This is a genomic window from Segatella buccae ATCC 33574, assembly GCF_000184945.1.
GTDB lineage: Bacteria > Bacteroidota > Bacteroidia > Bacteroidales > Bacteroidaceae > Prevotella > Prevotella buccae.
Genome location: NZ_GL586311.1, coordinates 2,712,374 through 2,732,968 on the forward strand (window position 1 = coordinate 2,712,374; position 20,595 = coordinate 2,732,968).

At 47.9% G+C, this 20,595-nt stretch carries 17 protein-coding genes; 5 read left to right on the plus strand and 12 right to left on the minus strand.

The annotated features are described in order from the left end of the window. Positions 1-139: 139 nt before the first annotated feature. From HMPREF6485_RS10735 to HMPREF6485_RS10770, 7 genes are all read right to left on the minus strand, one after another. Positions 140-2,962, minus strand: coding sequence for a pectinesterase family protein (locus HMPREF6485_RS10735; protein WP_004346501.1), 2,823 nt, complete (start codon positions 2,960-2,962; stop codon positions 140-142). A 264-nt stretch (positions 2,963-3,226) separates the two neighbouring features. After that, positions 3,227-3,871, minus strand: a complete 645-nt coding sequence (locus tag HMPREF6485_RS10740; protein ID WP_004346502.1) for a hypothetical protein — start codon at positions 3,869-3,871, stop codon at positions 3,227-3,229. Positions 3,872-4,470: 599 nt separating this feature from the next. Next, the gene (locus HMPREF6485_RS10745) at positions 4,471-5,082 is read right to left on the minus strand and encodes a hypothetical protein (RefSeq protein WP_231294347.1); all 612 of its coding nucleotides are present in this window, start codon (positions 5,080-5,082) and stop codon (positions 4,471-4,473) included. Positions 5,083-5,304: 222 nt separating this feature from the next. Further along, positions 5,305-5,952 (minus strand): hypothetical protein, encoded by a 648-nt coding sequence (locus tag HMPREF6485_RS10750; protein ID WP_004346504.1) that lies wholly within the window; start codon positions 5,950-5,952, stop codon positions 5,305-5,307. 204 nt (positions 5,953-6,156) lie between these two features. Beyond that, on the minus strand, positions 6,157-7,857 hold the full coding sequence (locus HMPREF6485_RS10755) for a pectate lyase (protein ID WP_082231329.1): 1,701 nt from the start codon (positions 7,855-7,857) through the stop codon (positions 6,157-6,159). 135 nt (positions 7,858-7,992) lie between these two features. After that, a complete protein-coding gene (locus tag HMPREF6485_RS10760) occupies positions 7,993-10,554 on the minus strand; it encodes a glycoside hydrolase family 88 protein (protein ID WP_044126073.1) in 2,562 nt (853 codons plus the stop codon). Between the two features lie 970 nt (positions 10,555-11,524). Then, positions 11,525-12,505, minus strand: a complete 981-nt coding sequence (locus HMPREF6485_RS10770) for an ROK family protein (RefSeq protein WP_004346510.1) — start codon at positions 12,503-12,505, stop codon at positions 11,525-11,527. Positions 12,506-12,637: 132 nt separating this feature from the next. Between HMPREF6485_RS10770 and HMPREF6485_RS10775 the strand changes: the two genes are divergently transcribed. The 5 genes from HMPREF6485_RS10775 (at position 12,638) to HMPREF6485_RS10795 (ending at position 17,120) form a co-directional block, all read left to right on the plus strand. Beyond that, entirely contained in the window at positions 12,638-13,318 is a 681-nt protein-coding gene (locus HMPREF6485_RS10775; protein ID WP_004346511.1) for a LysE family translocator, read from the plus strand. A 98-nt stretch (positions 13,319-13,416) separates the two neighbouring features. After that, complete coding sequence (locus HMPREF6485_RS10780) at positions 13,417-13,968, plus strand: DUF4924 family protein (RefSeq protein WP_004342734.1); 552 nt, start codon at positions 13,417-13,419, stop codon at positions 13,966-13,968. A 35-nt stretch (positions 13,969-14,003) separates the two neighbouring features. Further along, a complete protein-coding gene (gene rfbD / locus HMPREF6485_RS10785; RefSeq protein ID WP_004346513.1) occupies positions 14,004-14,891 on the plus strand; it encodes a dTDP-4-dehydrorhamnose reductase in 888 nt (295 codons plus the stop codon). A 13-nt stretch (positions 14,892-14,904) separates the two neighbouring features. Further along, positions 14,905-16,491 carry a peptide chain release factor 3 gene (locus HMPREF6485_RS10790; protein WP_004346514.1) on the plus strand — a complete coding sequence of 529 codons (1,587 nt, stop codon included), beginning with the start codon at positions 14,905-14,907 and terminating at the stop codon, positions 16,489-16,491. Positions 16,492-16,574: 83 nt separating this feature from the next. Beyond that, entirely contained in the window at positions 16,575-17,120 is a 546-nt protein-coding gene (locus HMPREF6485_RS10795; protein ID WP_004342737.1) for a UpxY family transcription antiterminator, read from the plus strand. Positions 17,121-17,151: 31 nt separating this feature from the next. Here the strand turns inward: HMPREF6485_RS10795 and HMPREF6485_RS10800 are convergent, their stop codons facing one another. The 5 genes from HMPREF6485_RS10800 to HMPREF6485_RS14250 all read right to left on the minus strand — a co-directional run. Beyond that, the gene (locus HMPREF6485_RS10800; protein ID WP_004342738.1) at positions 17,152-17,715 is read right to left on the minus strand and encodes an anthranilate synthase component II; all 564 of its coding nucleotides are present in this window, start codon (positions 17,713-17,715) and stop codon (positions 17,152-17,154) included. Between the two features lie 335 nt (positions 17,716-18,050). Beyond that, positions 18,051-19,118, minus strand: coding sequence for a relaxase/mobilization nuclease domain-containing protein (locus tag HMPREF6485_RS10805; protein ID WP_004346516.1), 1,068 nt, complete (start codon positions 19,116-19,118; stop codon positions 18,051-18,053). After that, positions 19,102-19,533 carry a plasmid mobilization protein gene (locus HMPREF6485_RS10810; RefSeq protein ID WP_004346518.1) on the minus strand — a complete coding sequence of 144 codons (432 nt, stop codon included), beginning with the start codon at positions 19,531-19,533 and terminating at the stop codon, positions 19,102-19,104. The genes HMPREF6485_RS10805 and HMPREF6485_RS10810 overlap by 17 nt, the downstream gene beginning before the upstream one ends. Positions 19,534-19,873: 340 nt before the next feature. Continuing rightward, positions 19,874-20,362 carry a DUF3408 domain-containing protein gene (locus HMPREF6485_RS10815; protein ID WP_004346520.1) on the minus strand — a complete coding sequence of 163 codons (489 nt, stop codon included), beginning with the start codon at positions 20,360-20,362 and terminating at the stop codon, positions 19,874-19,876. Beyond that, positions 20,359-20,595 (minus strand): toprim domain-containing protein (locus tag HMPREF6485_RS14250; RefSeq protein WP_004346521.1); only part of this gene is annotated, 237 nt, incomplete at its 5' end. The genes HMPREF6485_RS14250 and HMPREF6485_RS10815, both read right to left, overlap by 4 nt.

Genomic DNA, 20,595 nt, shown 5'->3' on the forward strand with positions numbered 1-20,595 from the left:
AAGTTATGGATTATATCCCCATCATAGGAGGAATATTTTCTCTTTCTATGGTGAAAAAAGTGTATAAGTGCAAAAAACAAAGGCTGCCCTCTGTGGAAAGGCAGCCCTTGTTGGCATTCGGATGCTCCTCAGATGCCCCTTACTTGCCAATCACCTTGGAGCAGCTCCGACTTCCGTCGGCAAATGTTTTCACAGCGATGTTGACTCCTTGCTGCGGTGTAGACACCTTTGCTCCACCGATGGTGAAATATTCTATGCGAATGGCTTTTGCATCCTTTGATGCCACTTTGCCGATGCCTGTAGTGACGGTAGATGATTTTCCAAAACCTCCCATGCTGTTGGCAGCCCGCACAGAATAGTTGCCCGCTTCCGTCAGTTTATAGTCAGTGGAGGTAGTGATGGTGACAAGCTTGTCATGGTTGAAGACAGCATAGGCTGTAGCACCCTCAACGGCATCCCAGCTGAAGATGTCACTTCCAGCACTGATTTGGGCATTGGCTATATTCATCTGCCCGGCGAGCATTTCCGGTCGCCAGTCGGTGAACACCTTGTCGATGGCATATTCGGCAGCTTCGCCGGCAGTGAGAATGGTCTCGTAGGTCTTGCTCTTGTTGTCCTTTTTGAATGTCAGTGTGTTACTTGCCGGAGACACAACCTTGCCGGAGGCATCCACGGAATTGTATTCCACAAATTTGTCAGCATAGGTGTTCATGCCTCCGGTGGTGAATCGCGTGCTTTCCACTTCTGCCGGTTGGTTGATAGTGGTGTTGAGCCATGCCAATCGTGGCGTGCCTCCCCATGCCCGGCCGAAGTTGAAACTTTTGGCACGATTCTCTATGGTGCAACCGCTCATCACGTAGCCCCATTGCGTGCCATCGGTGTAGGGGGCGGCGATGGTCACGCTTCCGGTCTTGGGAGTTGCCGAACGAGACTCGTTGACAAACTTCACCCGGTTGTAGAACACGTCTCCGCCACCGCATACATAGTCTACCACACCGTGTATCTCGCCGTCTTCAAAATAGAACTGCCCCTTATTATTGTTGCTGTAATAGGTGTCCTGATAGGAGAGCAGCCTCACATTCTTGCAAATGGTTCTGTTGCCTTTGTCCTGGATAACAACTGCACGGCCTGCAGCCTTATTCATGTCGTAGGGCATGGCATTCTGTAGCGACAGGTCTTGGAAATAAGTGTTGCTGCCCGTGACAAGGAAGAGTGCCGTGGTGCCGATGCCTTCGTTTTCCACTCTGGGTGCATTCTTGATGAGTGTGCCTTCTTCACTCTGCCCGATGAGAGAGATGTTGTTACCGGAAATGGGAGTAAGCACGGTCTCACCGAGATCGTATGTACCGTCGGGCACGAAAATATAAGTACGGCTATCCTCCTTGGCTTCGGCGTTGGCTATCATCAGCGTGTTGAGCAGATGGGCTGCGTCTCCGGCCTTTACGATAAAGTAGCCGGCCTCATTCTTGTCTATCGGATTGTCCTGCACGTTGGCAATCGTCAGACAGTGTATGTAGGGAGAGCAGTCGAAAGTAAGATGCAGGACATCGGCTCCACCTTCATAATGGAAAGAAACGCTCTCTCCGTCTTTAGCTGCCGGGTAAGAAGCCGTACCGATGATGTTGCCTTTCGAATCTTTCAGCGTAAGTGTCCCTGCCCCGCCGTATTTGCAGCTTGAAAGAATAATATAGGCATTGCCGCCTACGAGCAGTTCAATGTCGTCACCACTTTTAAATAGCCAGCCGTGCTGATTGTCGTGATAGCCCCCCTGCCCGATGCAGTTGAAAGCCTCATGATCTTCGTCATAGAAATATTGATCGGTCAGATTGAAAGTGTAGCGGGCCGTTGTGCTCTGCACTTCCTTATCATTGACAATGGCATAAAGGGCGGTGTTGCCGGTGATGGTCTCATCGGGCGTGTATTTTCGATTGCCGCTGCCTGAAGCATTGACAAACCAACCGCGGAAAACTTTACCGACAGGGATGTTCAGATCGGCTGCCTCATATTTGAATGCGCCAATCTTCGAGTCTTTTTCCACCATTTGGATACCAAGTTCGTTTCCGTCGGCGTTGTAATAAGTCAGCGTGAAGTCTTTCTTCGGTACGAAGGTGGCGATATAATTGGTCGTTGCACCATTGGCTGTCACAGGAATAGTGACAATGGTGTTGTCTCCTTCTACAATATAGGTGATGTCACCGATTTCGCCATTGTCAGCGGTGAGGTCTGACACCGGATTTTCAACCGAAATCTTAGGTTCTGCTTTAGATAGTTCTATCGTGGCGGCCATGTTACCATCGGCAGTCTCACTGAAGATATCAGCAGCTACATAGCTTTTGCCATTGGCTTTGAAGCCGGCCAATGCCGGGCTCTTGCTCATGTCCACATTGCCATAGATGTCAAGTCCGAAGAGGTAGGCATTTTGTGAAGCATTGAGATTGGTGAAGCGTAGCCGGCAATTCGTTCTGTTCACCTCGACGGTCACTTCACACCGATTGGCCGGATTGGCCGGTGTGTCACTGAGAGTCACCCAATCACCGTCTCCATCACCTTTGGCTTCCAACTTCCAACCGCGCTTGCTTCCTGTTGCTGCATGCACGAAGCATACTTTCGTGATGCTGCCCAACGCCGATGTCGTGATGTAGGGATCAGCCGCTTTAGAAGCCATGAGCCAACCGAGCGGATTGCCGTTGTTGAATTTGGGGTTCACCCCCGCCGATTCTACAGCCGTATTGAAGATACTGAAATCCAGTTTCTCATGACTGTATTTGGTACTCTGTGCTACGGTCGATTCCTCTTTTGCCGCAGCAGCTTTAGTCCAATCGGAAAAGTCGGTGGAATAGAGTAGTTTCTCCTGAATCATGCTCACTTGCGCTTTGCCCATATTATCTTTCTGTGCTTGTGCAAAGATGACACAACAGAGCGTCAGGCAAAGCGTACTCATTCTAAGTAGATGCTTTCTCATTATTTTTGGGATTAGTTATAAATTGTCGTTAATTAGGTCATAATAGTTTGTTGATGGCAAATTTACGCCAAATAAATGAAAGGAGCAAACTATTTTGCAAGAAAATAAGCATTTAATGAGCATCTCGCCTTTGTTATAAGCATGTTGAGGTATTATTCCTCCTTTCAACTCTGAGATTTGGCAGAAGGAGTAAAATATAAAAATGAGTAGGGCTGCCGATTTTTCCTCGGCAGCCCTCTGTTGTCCCTATAAGGGGAATCTCCCCTACTTTCTTATATATTTCCGGCCATTTTTGATAACTATCCACTGATGGCTCTTGCCAACCTGTCTGCCAGCGAGATCGAAAGTTGCTGTTTCCGGTTTCTGTTTTGTATCACCAAGGGCATTGACGCCCGTCGTCGGGCCATCCAGAGTAACGGTAAGAGCTTGGAGATATGTATCCTCCACTATCGTTAGCACGACTTGTTCAGCCATACCATTCCATGTTACAGAAGTCGATAATCCGACTTTGTATGCAGAAAGTTTGCCTTGGTTGGCAGTGTTGCCACTTGCCCATTTGGCCTCGTTAGACTTTTGAGCCAGTTTATATTCTATGGTTTTGATCTTTTTACCTTGTGGAGCCTTAACGATCAACTTGCCATTATACAAACGGAGTTTAGGAGTTTTGTACCAAACTTGATTGATTTTGTCATGTTTGTCGTAATCAGAAGCTGTCACGGTAACAGTGATGCCGCTAATAGTGGCAGTTAAGTCTTTTTCAAATTCTCCATCGTTGCTGGTTTCATAGGATTCACCCGAAAAGCCAAACAATTCTTTGGACTTGTCAAAATCAAATGTTGTTTGTGCGAACATGGAACCGCTTACAAATGTAAGGGCTGCCAATAATAAATTACGAAAAGTCTTGTTCATGATTTTTTGTGTTAAAATTTATAATTGTTGGATTGGTTCCTGAATATTTTTAGTTGTCTTCTTAGAATCGGACACAAAGGTAATAAAAAAATGCAGAAGCCGAAACTGAATCAAAATTAAACTTCTATACGTTCGTCACCCTTTATGTTTTTTTATGATACAGACGCGATTTTATAAGACGAATGACCGTTTTTATGTTCCAAAACGAGACTATTTATATTTATATTCTGTCCTTGTAAATGTATTTGTTTGAGAAAAGCCCTTTTTCTACTTGAGATTTAAGCATATCATGTTGAACCGAAATTAGGAGAGCAACTATCAGCTTCGCAATTTCATTCTTCCTCTCTATACATCGTAAAAAAAGCACCGTTCCAACTGTTAACCTATCAGCTGAAACGGCGATGACATCTGTATTCTCCTCCACTGTGGCGGTAGGGGCTGCGCTTTATGCCTGCCCGCACGATTTGAAAAATCGTATTCCGTACAGGATTTTTATCCATATCGTAGGACGATGAACGTTTCTGCGAAACGTGCGAACAAGCATAAAGCGCAGCCTCTACAGTTGGAAGAAAGAAGGGATTTATTATTGTTCCCTACAATTACCTCTGGATGTATTTTTGACCATTCTTGATGACCACACCCTTGTAGTCCTTGCCCACACGCTGGCCGGCAAGGTTGTAAAGAGGAGCGTTGGCATCTTCTTTTCTATTTTCAACCTCTTTGATACCTGTTGATGCATCTATTGTGACTACAATTTTACTTGCACGAACCTGATTTGTTGTGGCTGTTAATGAAACAGTGGGGGCTATTCCCGTCCATGTGCCCATAGGGCCATCAGACTCAAATGTATATTCTCCAGTAGAGGCATTGCTGAAACAGCCCGGTCCATGCTTGGTTTCTCCATCGGCAAAACAGGTGAACACTATTTTGGTGATGCTGCCGATGGTTGAGGTGGCTGTAAAAGTAGAGCTTTTATAGATTCTATATTCATTGGCTTTCGTATTATAATTTTGTGCATCAAAAGCCCCATAGCCTGTTTCGATAGTGACTCCATCTTTTGTGATCTTATCATTTCCGGCAGGCTTGGACTTGGTGGCACAACAAGTCCCTTTATCTACCCCAGCTGTGAAGGTGATTTCTTTCTGTGCAAATGCAAGACTACTTACTAAAGCAAGCAGTGAAAGTGATAGACAACGTAAAGTTTTGTTCATAATAGTTTGCATTTAAATTGTTGAGAATAATTAAGAATTTGATACGATTTTCTTTTTTGTGTGCGCTGATATATTTGTTAAAGAGTTGTCGGCCGCCATGCCACAACACACTTAACTTATCATAGAAAATCACCGTTTTATCCAGTAGTTAACTGCTAAAACGGCGACATATATCTCTTGTAGCTTCATATTAGGTTTCCCACAGAGGGAATCCCGTGAATATTATTGCATGTATTTCTTGCCTTTTTTGATGACAACCCCCTTGTAGTTGCTATCTACGCGCTGGCCAGCAAGATTGTAAACCGGAGCATTGGCATTGGCTGTTGTAGTTTCAACATTATTGATGCCGGTCGAGCTGTCCAAAGTCACGATGATAGCCGAGAACTGTGTGTTGGCAGAGACAGAAAGAACAACAGATTCTGCATCACCGGTCCAAGTAACCATTTTTGTTTTATTTTCTACAAATGGGGTCAAGGTACCATTATTGACAGAATTTCCTTTTCCCCACTTTGCATACTCAGCTTTTGAACCAAGTTGAAATTCAATGTTTTTGAGTTTTTTCCCTTCTGGAGCTTTGATTGTCATAGTTCCGCTATACATACGTAATTTGGGATATTTATACCATACTCGATTCCTGTTCTTAGCTTCAGATGGAGAGGCTGAAACCGTTATTCCAATACCATCGATCGTAGCGGTTTTATCTTCTTTAAAATCGCCAGTAGCGACATAGTTCTTTCCACTACCACTTGATTCACCCGGCAACCCAAACATGGTTTTGGCATCATCGAAATTGAATTTTGTCTGAGCGAAAGAAAAACTACTCATCATAGCGATAGCAACGAGCAATGAATAGCGTAAAATTTTGTTCATAATTACTTGTCTTTTTAGTTATTAAATATGGTTGATAATCTGTTTTCTGTTATTTTCAGCGGCTTTATTTAAGCCGGACGACAAAGGTAATAAATTATTTTGAATGCCAAAACAGAATTGATATTATTTTTTTATGCAAAAAATAAAAGGCATGCTGTTTGCGATAACAGCACGCCTCTTACAAGATAGACTTGTGATTTTAACTTATAGAATCCGTTTTTTTATCGCTGTTTTTCCATTGGCCAATAGCTGCTTTATGATTGTGATGCCTTTGGTTGTCGGAGAGACCCGCTGCCCTGACAGACTGTAATACTCTGTCACCACCACTGCAGTCTTGTTGTCAGCCATGTTAGCAATACCCGTCTCCACCTTTTTGCAAAACGGATAATATTCATCCACGCTTGTATCTGCATCGGCATTACCGGCTTTCATAATGTCCTCCACCAGTGAGTTGGCATACACTTCGATGTTGGTGTAATATCCTTTGCCGTCAATGGTGTAGGTTGTTGCATCTGAAGCATCATGAGGATTCAAGCCATTGGCAGTCTCCCATGCATCGGGAATACCATCGTTGTCACTGTCAAATCCCGTTTCACGCCTGCCTGTAGGAAAGTTGACCTCGGTATAGCCATTCACGTCAGACACCAGATCTATTATCCCTTTACGTTTGGTGACAGAACCCGTGTAGGTTACCTTACCTGTTTCGGCCTCTTGGACATATCGGGTGTCAACCTCGTCGCGATGCAAGGAAGCTCCCGCGTGTGCCAAAACCTTGGTGAAAGCCGTTTCGGCATTGTGGGTGGTCACCTCTCCGGCAGGAATGGGGGCATCGAGCTTGATTCTGACGCAGGCCACACCGTTAGCATTGTTCACATGCTCCACGCCGTCACCATAATAATTGTTGGGATCGGCAGAATAGATTTCTCCGTTGATGGTGTAAGTGCCCTTATCGTATGATACGCCTTTCCAATCGTAATTGGCAGCGTTGGCTCCAGCCGCTGTGACATAGTTGCCACTGATGAAGTAGCGGCTCGTCATGCCCCGGAAGGCTGTCGGAGTCGTGTTGCCGCTGCTGCCGACAGAGACGGAAGTCACTTGCGTCTTGTGTTTGGTTGCCGGCCCGGCCTTGTAGTAGTTGTTCACCATGTTGATATAGCCGCCTCCGGGACCGCCATAGCAGCCCCCTCCGCCCCAGTTGAATATCACGCAATTGCGAAAATCCACATTCTCGGCCTGCACAGCGTTCGCCCAGTTGTAATTTCCATACTCGGTATTGGCGGTGTAGCCGTTCCAATCATAGCGGGCCCCGTTGAAACGCGGAGCACGGTTGTCCACATGGAGAATCATATTGTGATGAAAACTGGCGAGCTTACCACCCCAAATGCCCCCATAGCCGTGAGCACCCTTGCCGTGACCGGCGTTGGCCAGACTCTCGCCCACAGTACACCATTGCATGGTGAAGTTGTTGTTGTCGTAAAAAGAAGCTACTTCGTCAATGCTCCAACTGAACGAGCAGTGGTCGAGTATTACACCGGTGACATGTCTGTTCCATACGGCATCCGCCCCATCGTTGACATCTTTCTCCTGTCCGCGCCTCACTCGTATGAAGCGGATGATGTTATTCTTGTTAGGCATGACGGTGTAGTAGCGCAACGTGATACCGGGATAGGGTGCGGTCTGTCCGAGGATGGTGGTGTTCTCCCCTATCTTGAGATCGCCCGCCAAAGGGATGACACCCCCCACATCAAACACGACTATTTTCTTGACATTGCCACTGACGGCAGTCCGCAAGGAGCCCGGCCCTTTGTCATTGAGATTGGTGACGTGGATGATTTGGCCTCCACGCCCTCCTGTTACATATCGTCCGTGCCCCTCCGCACCCGGAAAGGCCGGGGCTTGCGCCATCAGGGTTGTAGCCGCGAGTGCGGCTATTATCGTTGTCAAAACTTGTTTCACCATTTCGTCTGTTGAGTTTTTAAATACTTATATATAATAAGGTAGCCCAAGCGTAGGCCTTGAGCATGACCTTTTCGCCTTTGTCTACTTGCCCATCTGCTCCATTTCCAGACTGGCCCAGATGAAGGGGCCCACACCCTTGGCATCGTTGTCGCGGACGGGTTCGCTCATGTAATATTCGAAACTGCCGTCGCGCTTGTAGTTGGGCTTCTTCACGTAAGGGCCGGGGCCCGGTCCCAGCCCGCTCACCGAACAACAGTCTGTGAGGCTGATGGTTTTGTCGGGATTCACCCGGACAAACCGGTTGACGATTCCCTTATAGGCCTTGATACCGGCTTGGAGATAGCTGTCATCCAGATAGCCCTTGCGGTGACCTTTTAGCAGGCAATAGGCAAACATGGCTGAGGCGGTAGACTCCAGATAATTTTTAGGGTCTTTCACATCCAGCACATCATACCATACGCCGGTGTTCTTGTCCTGACATTTCACGACAGCACCCATAGCCTTGTTCAACAGGTCGACAACTTCCTTGCGGCGTGCGTAGTCGGCAGGCAGCACATCAAGCACTTCCACCATAGCCATGCAATACCATCCCAGCGCACGGGCCCAAGTGTGCCGACTTTGACCGTTCTCCTTGTTGGCCCAGAACTGCGAGTGAGTCTCGTCCCAAGCGTGTTTCCACAGACCGGTGGCCTTGTCATAGGTGCGCTTGTCGGTCTTGACAATCTGGTCCACCACGTCGTCGAACACTTTCACGGCCTTTTTGGCAGGAAGGTTTTGTGCGGCATAGTTGGTGTAGAACGGCAGTCCCATGAAGATGCCGTCGAGCCATACCTGATTGGCATAGATGGCCTTGTGCCAGTAGACCCCCTCTTTGGTGCGAGGCTGGTTCACAAGTTGCTTGAAAAATGTCTTCAAGGCTTTCTCATTACCCTGCCGGGGAGCAATATTCTGCATACGCAGAATGAATTTGGCCGTGCGGATATTGTCGAGGTTAAAGTCCTTGTAGGCATACCCGGTCACATTGCCCTTGTCATCGATCATCGTCTCGGGATATTCCTTGAGATAGTTGATAATGCTGTCGCCGCCATAGCGGAGGTAGGTGTCGAGCATACTTTCCAGCTCAATGCCCATCACGTAGCTCCATTTGGGCCTGGTACTGAAGTCCAGCAAGTAGGGATGGGGCACCCGCTTCATCTCCGAGTAGGTGAGCCACTGACTGTAGTTTTTATAGGGTTTATCGGACTCATTGAGCACCAGACTGTTGTTGATGGTCAGGTTGTCAAACTTGATGTCGCGTGTCTTGCCGGTGATTTTCACAGACTCTTTCCACACACCGTCAAACTTGCAGTTACTCACATTGATGTCATAGACATTCTCCACCTCGTTCAGTCCTATCACGAGCACGCCGTATTCACTTTTCCCGCAAGTCACGTTTTCCATGTTCACATTGCGCACCGTGGGCTGAAATCCGCGGTAACAAGCCTCGCGCGGCTCATAGTCGAGGTTGATTTTGAGCACAGCCTCCTTGCATTGTCCCACCTTCACGTTGCGCATGTTGATGTTCTGAATCAGTCCGCCGCGGCAGTTGTTGGTCTTGATACGCAGCACGCGCTCCAATTCGGGCGAGTCCATGTAGCAGTCTTCGGCATACACATTCTCGCAACCGCCCGAAATTTCACTGCCTATCACCACTCCTCCGTGGCCGTCTTCCATCTTGCAGTTGCGTATGATGATGTTCTTGCTGGGCTTGCCCCACAACCGCCCGTCATTGTTGCGCCCGCTCTTGATGGCGATGCAGTCGTCACCGGTGTGGAACGTACAGTTTTGAATGAGCACATTCTCGCAAGCCTCCGGGTCGCAACCGTCGCCATTTGGGCCCTCGTTCCAGATGTAGACATTGTCCACAGTGATATTTTTTGAAAGCAGGGGATGAATCACCCAAAAAGGAGAGTTCACCATTTTCACGTCGCGTATGAGGATGCGCTCGCAGTGCATGAAGTTGATAAGTTGCGGACGCAGTCCACGGCCTTTGCCAAACTTGCGTTTTTCTACGGGCACACCATCCTCGGCATACTTCTGCAGTTGGGCCCGCGACCCGAGCCGCTGGCTCTCTGTAGTGACACCTTCCTTATAGCCGAAACGGGGATTGCCGTTCCAAGCCCACCAAGTGTCATTGCTGCCGCCACCATCAATGGTGCCCTTACCCGAGACAGCGATGTCAGTGGCCCCATAGGCGTAGATACAGGGACTGTAATTGTAACACTCCAGCCCCTCCCATGCCGTGCGCACCAGCGGATAGAGATCGGGCTCGAAAACAAAATGCAGCGTGGCTCCCTCCTCCACCACCAGATTGACATGACTTTTCAGGGTGATGGCCCCCGTATTCCAAGTACCGTTGGGCACGACGACACTGCCGCCACCCTTCATCGAAGCCACGGCTATGGCACGGTTGATGGCTTTCTGGTTTTGGGCGGCTGAAGCCGATGTTTTGGCCCCATAGGCTGTAATCAGGATTGTACGATTGGCTATCACAGGCCGTTCGATGCTCTGTTCGATTTGTTTGTACTCTGTTTCATTCCATCCGCGGGCAGAAGCGCAGAAGGGCAGAAGCATTGCAAGCAATAGAGTCTGTAGATACCTCATAATTGTTTTTTGGATTTGATATGCGTTAATAGATATAAAACTTTTCTTAAGTAGTGCCAACCGTCAAGGCGGGATGCGGGCTTCATCATCTGCCCTTTACAAGGGGCAAAGATACGAAATTTAATCAGTATGTGTACGTTTACAATGTTAAAATCTACATTTTTCCTTTAATTCGTTTGGATTTTATAATAATAAAGTATATATTTGTCCCCGTATTTAATGGTTTTGCGCGTTTTAGCAAAATCGATTTCATGAGGTTGGTAGCATCCTGCACCAACCTCTTTTATTGGACAGGGATTAAGACGGCCTTTAAAATGGAACTGTCGATATTTGGATGGAGCAATGAATATATGCATCGCTCACACATCAACAAAAAACGGTGGAAAGTATCCCTGCGAGATGCTGGACAATGACGAATAATATCAACAAAAACACATCCACAGAAATCTTCCAACCAGAGAGGAAAACCGACTTTAAAACATCGAAGATACCCACTGATTTTCGCTTTCCGGCTTTCCGGACTTGCGAAAGAGCCACACTTGAACACCGAAAGGGCCACGGTAGTATCGCAACTGCGGCCCTTTTGCAAGCTTGTTTGGGCCTTTTAAGCCCCCTTTTCCGGCCTTAAATCGTGTCAATAAAATTCAAACGGCTGATTATCAGCGTTTTGAAAATGTCACCAAAATCGCTTATTTACGCCGAGCGGATTGTCGATTGCAAATATCGCAATATAAGAGGCCGAAAACGAAGAAATAGTCTGACAGTTATCTATCCGGATATCTCCCCAGCCAACATCGACTGTATTCTTTTGCATAAGGAATAAATGTCCCCAAAAAGACCCCACCCCTCTAAGGGCTTTTCCATCCAACTGTTTGTAGGAAGGTAAGTCCTTAGAGGGGTGGGACTTTTTGAGACTTCTTATAGGTTTTTTTAAAGAAGTTTCCCCGTCGGGATATCCTGCATTGTGACCTTACAACTCCCAGCCTACGGCAGAAGCACCCAAGACGGCAGCCGAGCTACCATCGAGCGTGGAAACCAAGAACTTGGGTTTGCCACGGAAAATATTCATCACATGGCGGTTGTAGCTGTCTTCTATCGGCTTCATGATGAGGTCGCCGGCCTTGGTGAGACCGCCAAAGAAGACAAAGGCCTCGGGACTACAGAATGTGGCAAAGTCGGCACAAGCCGCTCCCAGCATTTCGCCCGTAAAGTCATAGACACTCTTGGCCAGCTCATCGCCCTTAGCAGCTGCAAGACTCACTTCAAGCGAAGTGATCTGTGCCGGCTCAAGCTCACGCAACAAGCTCGGTGCGTCGCTCACCGCAAGAAACTCACGGGCCGTACGGGCAACGCCTGTAGCCGAACAATAGGCCTCAAGGCACCCTGTGCGACCGCAACCGCAGGTGCGACCGTTCTCGCCGCGCACCATCGTCACATGGCCCAACTCGCCGGCAAAACCGTCGGAGCCGTAAACCATCTGACCGTTGACCACGATGCCCGAGCCGACACCCGTGCCCAGCGTGATGTCGATAAAGTTCTTCATGCCACGGGCCACACCATAGGTCATTTCGCCCAAAGCGGCCGCATTGGCATCATTGGTAAGTGCCACGGGAATACCGCCCAGCCGCTCGGAGAACATTTGGGCCAACGGCACCACACAATCGTGAGCCCACACCAAGTTGGGTGCATACTCTATCGTTCCGCTGTAGAAGTTGCCATTGGGAGCACCGATGCCCATAGCCTTGATGTTGTCAATGCCTCCCACAGCATCGATGATGGGGATGAGGGCCTTTACAGCCTTGTTCACGTAGTCTTCAACCTTGTTGTAGCCTTGTGTTTTGATGGCAGTGGTAGCCTTGATTTCCCCTCGGGCATCAACGATACCAAACACGGAGTTGGTACCTCCCAGGTCCAATCCGATCACATACGGTTTTAGCGCGTTTTCTATCATGCTTTTCTATTGCTTAATAAGTTAGAATTCTGATCTTATTTCGCAAAGTTAAGAAAAAGGTCGGACAACACAAAGTTTTATTCAGGAAAAATAGTTCTCCTTACCAAAAAATTGTTACCTTTGCATGCTGGTATGACATTGACACTTCCATTAGAATTAGATATACTCGATTTCATCTTCAAGGGAATCGTCATCGGTCTTGTGGCCTCGGCCCCCATGGGGCCCGTGGGCATACTCTGCGTGCAGCGCACCTTGAACAAAGGCCGGTGGTATGGCTTTGTGACGGGCATTGGTGCCGCTCTTTCCGACATCATCTACGCGCTCATGGTGGGGCTGGGCATGAGCTTCATCATGGAGCCCCTGCAAAAGCCCGAATACCAATTTGCCCTGCAAATCACGGGCAGCATCCTCCTGCTCATGTTCGGTGTCTACTGTTATCTGTCTAATCCCGTCAAGAAGATGCACAAAAGTGGCAAGACAAAAGGCACGCTTTGGCACAATCTGCTCACGGCCTTTCTTGTCACCCTCTCCAATCCGCTCATCATCTTCTTTTTCATGGCACTCTATGCCCAGTTTGCTTTCATCCAGCCGGGGCGGCCGCTTGAGATGGTGATCGGCTTCACCTGCGTCCCTGTGGGGGCCCTGCTGTGGTGGTACGGACTCACGTGGCTGGTGGATAAGATACGCGGAAAGTTTGATGTCTATGGCATCATCATCATCAACAAGGTGATAGGGAGCATTGTCGTCATATTCTCACTCATCATTCTTTTCGGCACAGTTTTCAATCTCTATCATCTCCCCCAATACTATTAGCCACCGGGCGCATGGGGCTTCCCGCAGGCACGACCGGACATGACGCTCCGGAGAAGGCTGAAAAGGCCGTATTTTCAATCAGGTAAAGAAGGAAAAAGATGTTCATAGCACAACAATTAAGGAAAAAATCAATTGCCGAATATTTACTCTACATGTGGCAGGTGGAAGACATCATCAGGGCCTACGACTGCTACATGCCGGCCATTCGCAAACAATATATCAACCGCTTCGACTACACCGACGAACAGAAAGAGGAGGAGGCCGACTGGTTTGGCAACCTCGTGAGAATGCTCAACGAAGAAGGTAAGCGCGAATACGGGCATCTCGACATCAACCGGATATTGATGCAGGATCTTGTAGATTTGCACAACCGGCTGCTCCAATCCACCAAGTTTCCATTCTACAGCGGACAATATTATAAGGTGTTGCCGTTTATCATTGAGTTGCGGAGCAAGGGCGACAAGGAAGTGAGCGAGATAGAAACCTGCTTCGATGCACTCTACGGCGTGATGATGCTGCGCTTGCAGAAAAAGGAAATCACCGCTGACACGGAACGGGCCGTGAAAGAAATCACCACCTTTGTAGGACTCTTGAGCGACTATTACATCAAAGACCGCGACGAGGGACTGGACTTCGGAGAAGACGAATAGAACTATTAAAAGACACTTATCAAGCAATCACAACAATGAACATATTAGTTACAGGGGCCAACGGACAACTGGGCAACGAGCTGCAACTTGCGGCCAAAGGGAGCAAAGACCACTACATCTTTACCGATGTGTGCGACAACTATCAGAAACTGGACATCACCAGTCTCGAAGCCGTGCGCAAAATGGTCGGTGACAACGATGTGAAATGTATCATCAACTGTGCTGCATGGACCAATGTAGACGCAGCAGAGACCGCCGGAGAAATTGTGGAAACGCTCAACGCTACGGCACCGGAGCATCTGGCCGTAGCCATGAAAGAGGTTGGCGGACTACTCATCCACGTGAGCACCGATTATGTTTTTGGAGGCGACCCGTACAACACCCCGTGCAAGGAAGATCTGAAGGGAACGCCTACCGGCATCTACGGACTAACCAAACTGCACGGCGAACAGAAGATTAAGGCTACCGAAGCAAAGCACATCATCATCCGCACGGCATGGCTTTACTCGGAATATGGCAAAAATTTCGTCAAGACCATGATGCACCTGACAAAAACTAAGCCCCAACTGAAAGTCGTTTTCGACCAGTGCGGCACGCCCACCTATGCCGGAGACTTGGCCAATGTCATCTTTGACATCGTTGAAAACAGAAAGTATGAAGGCCATTCGGGCATCTACCACTTCTCCAACGAGGGTGTGTGCAGTTGGTATGACTTTGCCCGGAAGATCGCCCGGATAGCCGGCAACACGGATTGCGAGATTCTCCCCTGCCACAGCGACGAGTTCCCTAGCCCGGTGAAACGTCCGGCCTACAGCGTGCTTGACAAGACCAAGATAAAAGAAACCTTCGGCATCACTATCCCCTACTGGACCGACAGTCTGGAAAAGTGTATGAAGACTTTGCTGTCTTCCGAACAAGAATAGCACAAAATCACACATGAACGAAATACAAAGAAGGCGTACATTCGCCATTATCAGCCACCCGGATGCGGGTAAAACCACACTGACGGAAAAGTTTCTGCTCTTCGGCGGCCAAATACAAGTGGCGGGAGCCGTAAAAAGCAACAAGATCAGAAAGACTGCCACATCAGACTGGATGGATATTGAGAAGCAGCGCGGCATATCTGTGTCCACCTCCGTCATGGAGTTTGACTATCTGCCCGACGGACAGACGGGAGAACCCTACAAGGTGAATATCCTCGACACGCCGGGCCACCAAGACTTTGCTGAGGACACCTACCGCACACTGACAGCCGTCGACTCGGCCATTATCGTGGTAGACAGTGCCAAGGGTGTGGAGGCACAGACCCGCAAACTGATGGAGGTGTGCCGTATGCGCAACACGCCTGTGATTATTTTTATCAACAAAATGGATCGCGAAGGGCGAGACCCGTTCGACGTTCTGGACGAGTTGGAGGCCGAGCTGCAAATCAAGGTTCGCCCCCTCTCATGGCCTATCGGGCAAGGGTTACGCTTCAAGGGCGTCTACAATATCTACGAACAACAGCTTAACCTCTTTACCCCCAACAAGCAACGCGTGACCGAGAAGGTGGCTGTCGATGTAAAAGGCAAAGAGTTGGACGAGCGAGTGGGCGAACGGGAAGCCCAGCAGCTACGTGACGATTTGGAACTGGTAGATGGTGTTTATCCCACCTTTGAAAAAGACGCCTACCGCAAAGCTGAAGTCGCCCCGGTATTCTTTGGTTCTGCTCTGAACAATTTTGGAGTCCAAGAGCTGCTCGATTGCTTTGTCGAAATAGCTCCAAGTCCCAAACCAACAATGGCCGAAGAACGGATGGTGAAGCCCGACGAACCGAAGTTTACAGGTTTCATATTCAAAATCACGGCCAACATCGACCCCAACCATCGCAGTTGCATTGCTTTCTGCAAAGTCTGCTCGGGCAAGTTTGTCCGCAATCAGCCCTATCAGCACATCCGTTTGGGCAAGACGGTAAGGTTCTCCTCTCCCACCCAGTTCATGGCACAGCGCAAAAGTACCATTGACGAAGCCTATCCCGGCGACATTGTCGGGCTGCCTGACAATGGCATCTTCAAGATTGGCGACACGCTGACCGAGGGCGAACTCCTGCATTTCCGCGGACTCCCTTCCTTCTCCCCGGAGATGTTCAAATACATAGAGAACGACGACCCCATGAAGAGCAAGCAATTTCAGAAAGGTCTTGAGCAACTGATGAACGAGGGTGTGGCCCAGTTGTTTGTCAACCAGTTCAACGGCCGTCGCATCGTGGGCACAGTGGGACAACTGCAGTTTGAGGTCATCCAATACCGTTTGGAGAACGAATATAACGCCAAATGTCGCTGGGAACCCGTACACTTGCACAAAGCTTGTTGGATAGAGGCCGACGACGCTACGGAGCTGGACAACTTCAAAAAACGCAAGTATCAGTATATGGCCAAAGACATCGAAGGCCGCGATGTGTTCCTTGCCGACTCCGGCTACGTACTGAGCATGGCCCAGCAAGACTTCAAGCACATCAGGTTCCACTTCACAAGCGAGTTCTGACAGAGGAAACAGGTCGAAAAACGATGTTGTTTCAGCAATCGGACAAGTAACTTGGACTTTACAGGGAAATAGAAAACAAACGCATGGAAACAATGACAGACAAACCGTGGTATGCGGTCAGGCTCTTCGGCATGAGGGCCCGTGCCATTGAAGAAGCTTTCAAGACAGAAGGCTTCAGGACGTTTATTCCCATGCACTACGAAGACTACGAAGATGCCAACGGTCACCACAAGCGCCGGTTACGCCCCGTCGTGTCCAACCTCCTATTTGTAGAAAGTGGCGATGAGAAGAAGTTCAAGGAACTTGTATCCTCCCCCCGTTACAAGGTTTCTGTGATAAAACCCACTCCCACCTCAAAATCTTATGCAATGATTTCGGCCAAGGAGATGAGTGAGTTCATCTCCATGTGCAATCCCGACATGGAAGTCGAACGGCTGATCGTGTCGGACGAGGAAGCAAGGATGAAAACCGGAGACCACGTTGTTGTACATCACGGCCCGCTCAAGGGCATGCACGGCAGGCTGGTGAGGAAAAACAAGAAATACTATCTCCTTAAAGAGATGACCGGAGGTCTCGGGGTTATGATAAAGGTGGCACGCTGGTGCTGCGCCAAACAAGAAACGGAGTAAAGAAGAAAAGAACTTCTCTACTCCGTTTGTTTTATAGTTTTAACCAGTTGTTTACAATCTCCCGCCCCAAGGGTGTAAGCACGCTTTCGGGATGAAATTGTATCCCGTGAATGTCGTAAAACCTGTGTTTGAGTCCCATAATGTGTCCGTCATCACTCACAGCTGTCACTTCAAGACTATCGGGGAAGCCGACCCGGTCTACCACCCAACTGTGGTAACGTCCCACCTCAATCTGTTTGGGCAACCCGGTAAATAGAGGATCATTGCCAAATTGAGTGACGGGAGTTGCCACACCATGATAAACCTCCGCCAAATTGGTCAACTTTGCCCCAAACACCTCGCCTATGGCCTGATGACCCAAGCACACACCCAAGATGGATTTACGGTTGGCATAGCATCTGATGGTGTCAAGCAACAAGCCCGCCTCGGCAGGAATCCCCGGACCGGGGCTTAGGATAATTTTGTCGAAAACCTCCAGTTGCTGCAATGCAAAGCGGTCGTTGCGCCAAACAGTGACCTCAGCACCAAGTTCTCTCACGAGGTGCGCCAGATTATAAGTAAACGAATCGTAGTTGTCTATGATAACTGTCTTCATATTGTCGATTTTAAAATATGACCGTGTTACTCTCAAAATATTACACGCAAATTGAAGAATATTACATGCTTGCCTTCCGGATATTACATAAAGAGATAATTTTCAAAACGTATCTAATTGAAAATAAAGAAGTTACCTTGTTGCATAAACTAAACAGGTAACGATTTGGAAACGAGCGAACTGCTTTTAGTCGCGGGTTTCTGCATTAACAAAGAACGCTTGTTATTCTATTTGCAAAGATAATCATTTGCTTTGAATAACAAGCGTTTTTGATGAAGATTTCTCTCTTTTGCTTTGTCTTCGTTTTGGGGAAAGACAGGGATAACGAAAAGTGGTTACAATCCTCTTTCTCTTTTCTTCTTTTTCTTGGCTTGGTTTCTGAGCCTGTGTTGCCATGCTGTCTCGGCATAATCATCACCGTGTGTCTGTGGGTTGATTAACCCACCTGCTCCGGAAATGATTTCTTCGGCTGCATTTATGGCAGTACTTGCCACATTACCTACGGCTTGTGCAATAGATGAATTTTCATTTGTGTTGGCAGGTGACGTATAGGAGCGGCTGGGAGGAACAAGTTGATAACCTGTATCGGATTGAATTTTGTTCTTTGCCAGCTCATCTGCCATTGTCGTAGCTTTCTTTGGTTCTGTCTTGTTACTTATCTCAAAATTCTTCTGCAAGGAACGGTAACCGAACTCCCTGCCGATTTCAGATGCCTTGAAAGTCTGGCTGTCGTATGCGAACTTCAATCCATATATCTTTCCCTGTTTGTTCTTTAAGCGTTCAATGGTTACACCACTCTTGCTAAGGTCGTAGAGGAACATCGAATGCCCTGTGATGCCTGTGCCTTTGTACCTATCAAGTAAAGCATAGCATATCTTCTGTACCTGCTGCTTTGTTTGTTCTCTTGTTGGGCTAGCTTTTATCTTTTTGTGTGTCCTTTCCGTCTTGACTTCCTTTGCGATGGTCATACCATACTTGCGGCTGAGTTCCTCTGCAACCCTTGCTGCCTTGTTACTCACAAAGGTAGTGTCATAAACGTTGCCATACAGACTAATGCGATTGGCGATGATATGGATATGCATATTGTCGGTGTCTTTATGTGTAACCGCCACCCATTGATGGTTGGCAAGTCCCATGCGTATTGCAAAGTTTGACGCAAGGTTACGGACGGATGCAAGACTCAATCTTTTCTCGTCCTGTGGTGCTATGCCGATTTCGATACGCAGGAACTTGTTTCTGCACCGTGTGTTGTAATCGCTGACCATCTTCATTTCCTCGTAAATCTCCTTTGGCGTAGTGCCGCAGAGATTGTGAAAGAGAAGCGTTTTTCCGAGTTTTCCCTCTCTGAAAATATACTCCAGTGCATTACTGCCATGTGCTATTGCTTTACATTTTCCTATCATTCTCCATCAGATTTAAGAGTTTAATTGCCCTTTCCTCAATACGGTATTTGGGATTAAAGAAACGTTTAAAAGCTTCCCTTGCCAGATAGGAAAGGCTTTGGGTAATCAGTACCCACGCATCATCCTTTACCTTGATAAGGTTGGAAATATGCATAAAGAAGTAGGCAGTTCGTCTCAACACCTCTATGGCTTCCTTTTCATTGTCCGTCATCTTAGGAACAGAAATAACTTCTCCACTAAGAAGCATCTCGCGGCAGTAATCAGAGAACTTCCGTCCTGTGCTTTCTGCCTTTGATTTAATTCGTTGCTTTTCCTCTAAGGTGCATCTTACCTTGATGAACTCCGTCTTGTTCATCCGCTGTTCTTTCTTCTCCTGTTGCTGCCATCGGGCAGTCTTTCTGTTGTTTCTGTTCATATAAAAGTCCTCTTTTCGTTATTTCTTAATTTCTGATGGCTGACCGATGAGAACGGAGTGATTACGGTCTAATCTCCCCGATAATCGAATGAGGGGAGCAAGCGCAGTTTGTGGGTACAAACTGACGTCTTGCAATGCTACCCAATATGCCGTTTACATATAAAGTATTTTTCTGCTTGAAAACGAATGCACTGCATTCTGTGTTTAACTGCGTTCGTGGCATTCCCTCCGTTCTGCATGTTCAGTAAATTGGCATTATCGTATTCTCTAAAAAAGGACGTGGGTTCTGAGTGAAAGAGACGTCTCTTTTCAGTAAAACCCTCGACCCTTTTCGTGCGGTTTACAGCTTTCTCCATTTCTCTATGTCCTCACCGTATTCCTCCAAATGAATGCGCACGATATTCTCCACAAAACTTGAAAGGTTGCTGCCCCTGTCGCCCAGTCTGCGGACGATGAAGTCTGCACGCTCCTGTGTCGCCTTGCTCAGATAAACCGCCTTTCGGTCGTTCAATTTGGTCGGAACAAGGAAAGCCTGCTTGTAGGTTTCGAGCGTTCCCCGTCTCATCTTGGCACTGATGCGCCGTTGAACGGTTGCATTCTCTGTGTGCAGTGTAGGTTCGGATGGCTCGGAAACTATTACTTCTCGGCAATCTGTTTCCTTTGATGGAGCTTTTGCCTGTGGTTGTTCTTCCACCTCGTCTTCTGTATCTCCCAAGTAGTATGTAAGACTTCTCCTTTCTGTCCTTTCATTACTTTCCTGTCTGTTCATGTTGAACGCTTCTTTTATGGATTGGTCTATCTCCTCTCTGCTTGCTTTCATCTTTTTCATTGCCCTATCGTATTTTTAGTTTGACTTGGTTTGGGTTTATTGTTTGTTTTTGGAGCTTTCTCCAGCTTTTTCTGTTGCTCACGAACACGGCTGATATGATACTCGTTGAGGTCTTTGAAGCTCCCGTAATGTACAGACATATCTTCTACCTTAAAACCTGCCCTTATCAGCTCCTGTGTTGCTCTCCGCCCCGCGTCGTCGTTATCAAGGCAAGTACGGATAGAAGATACTTG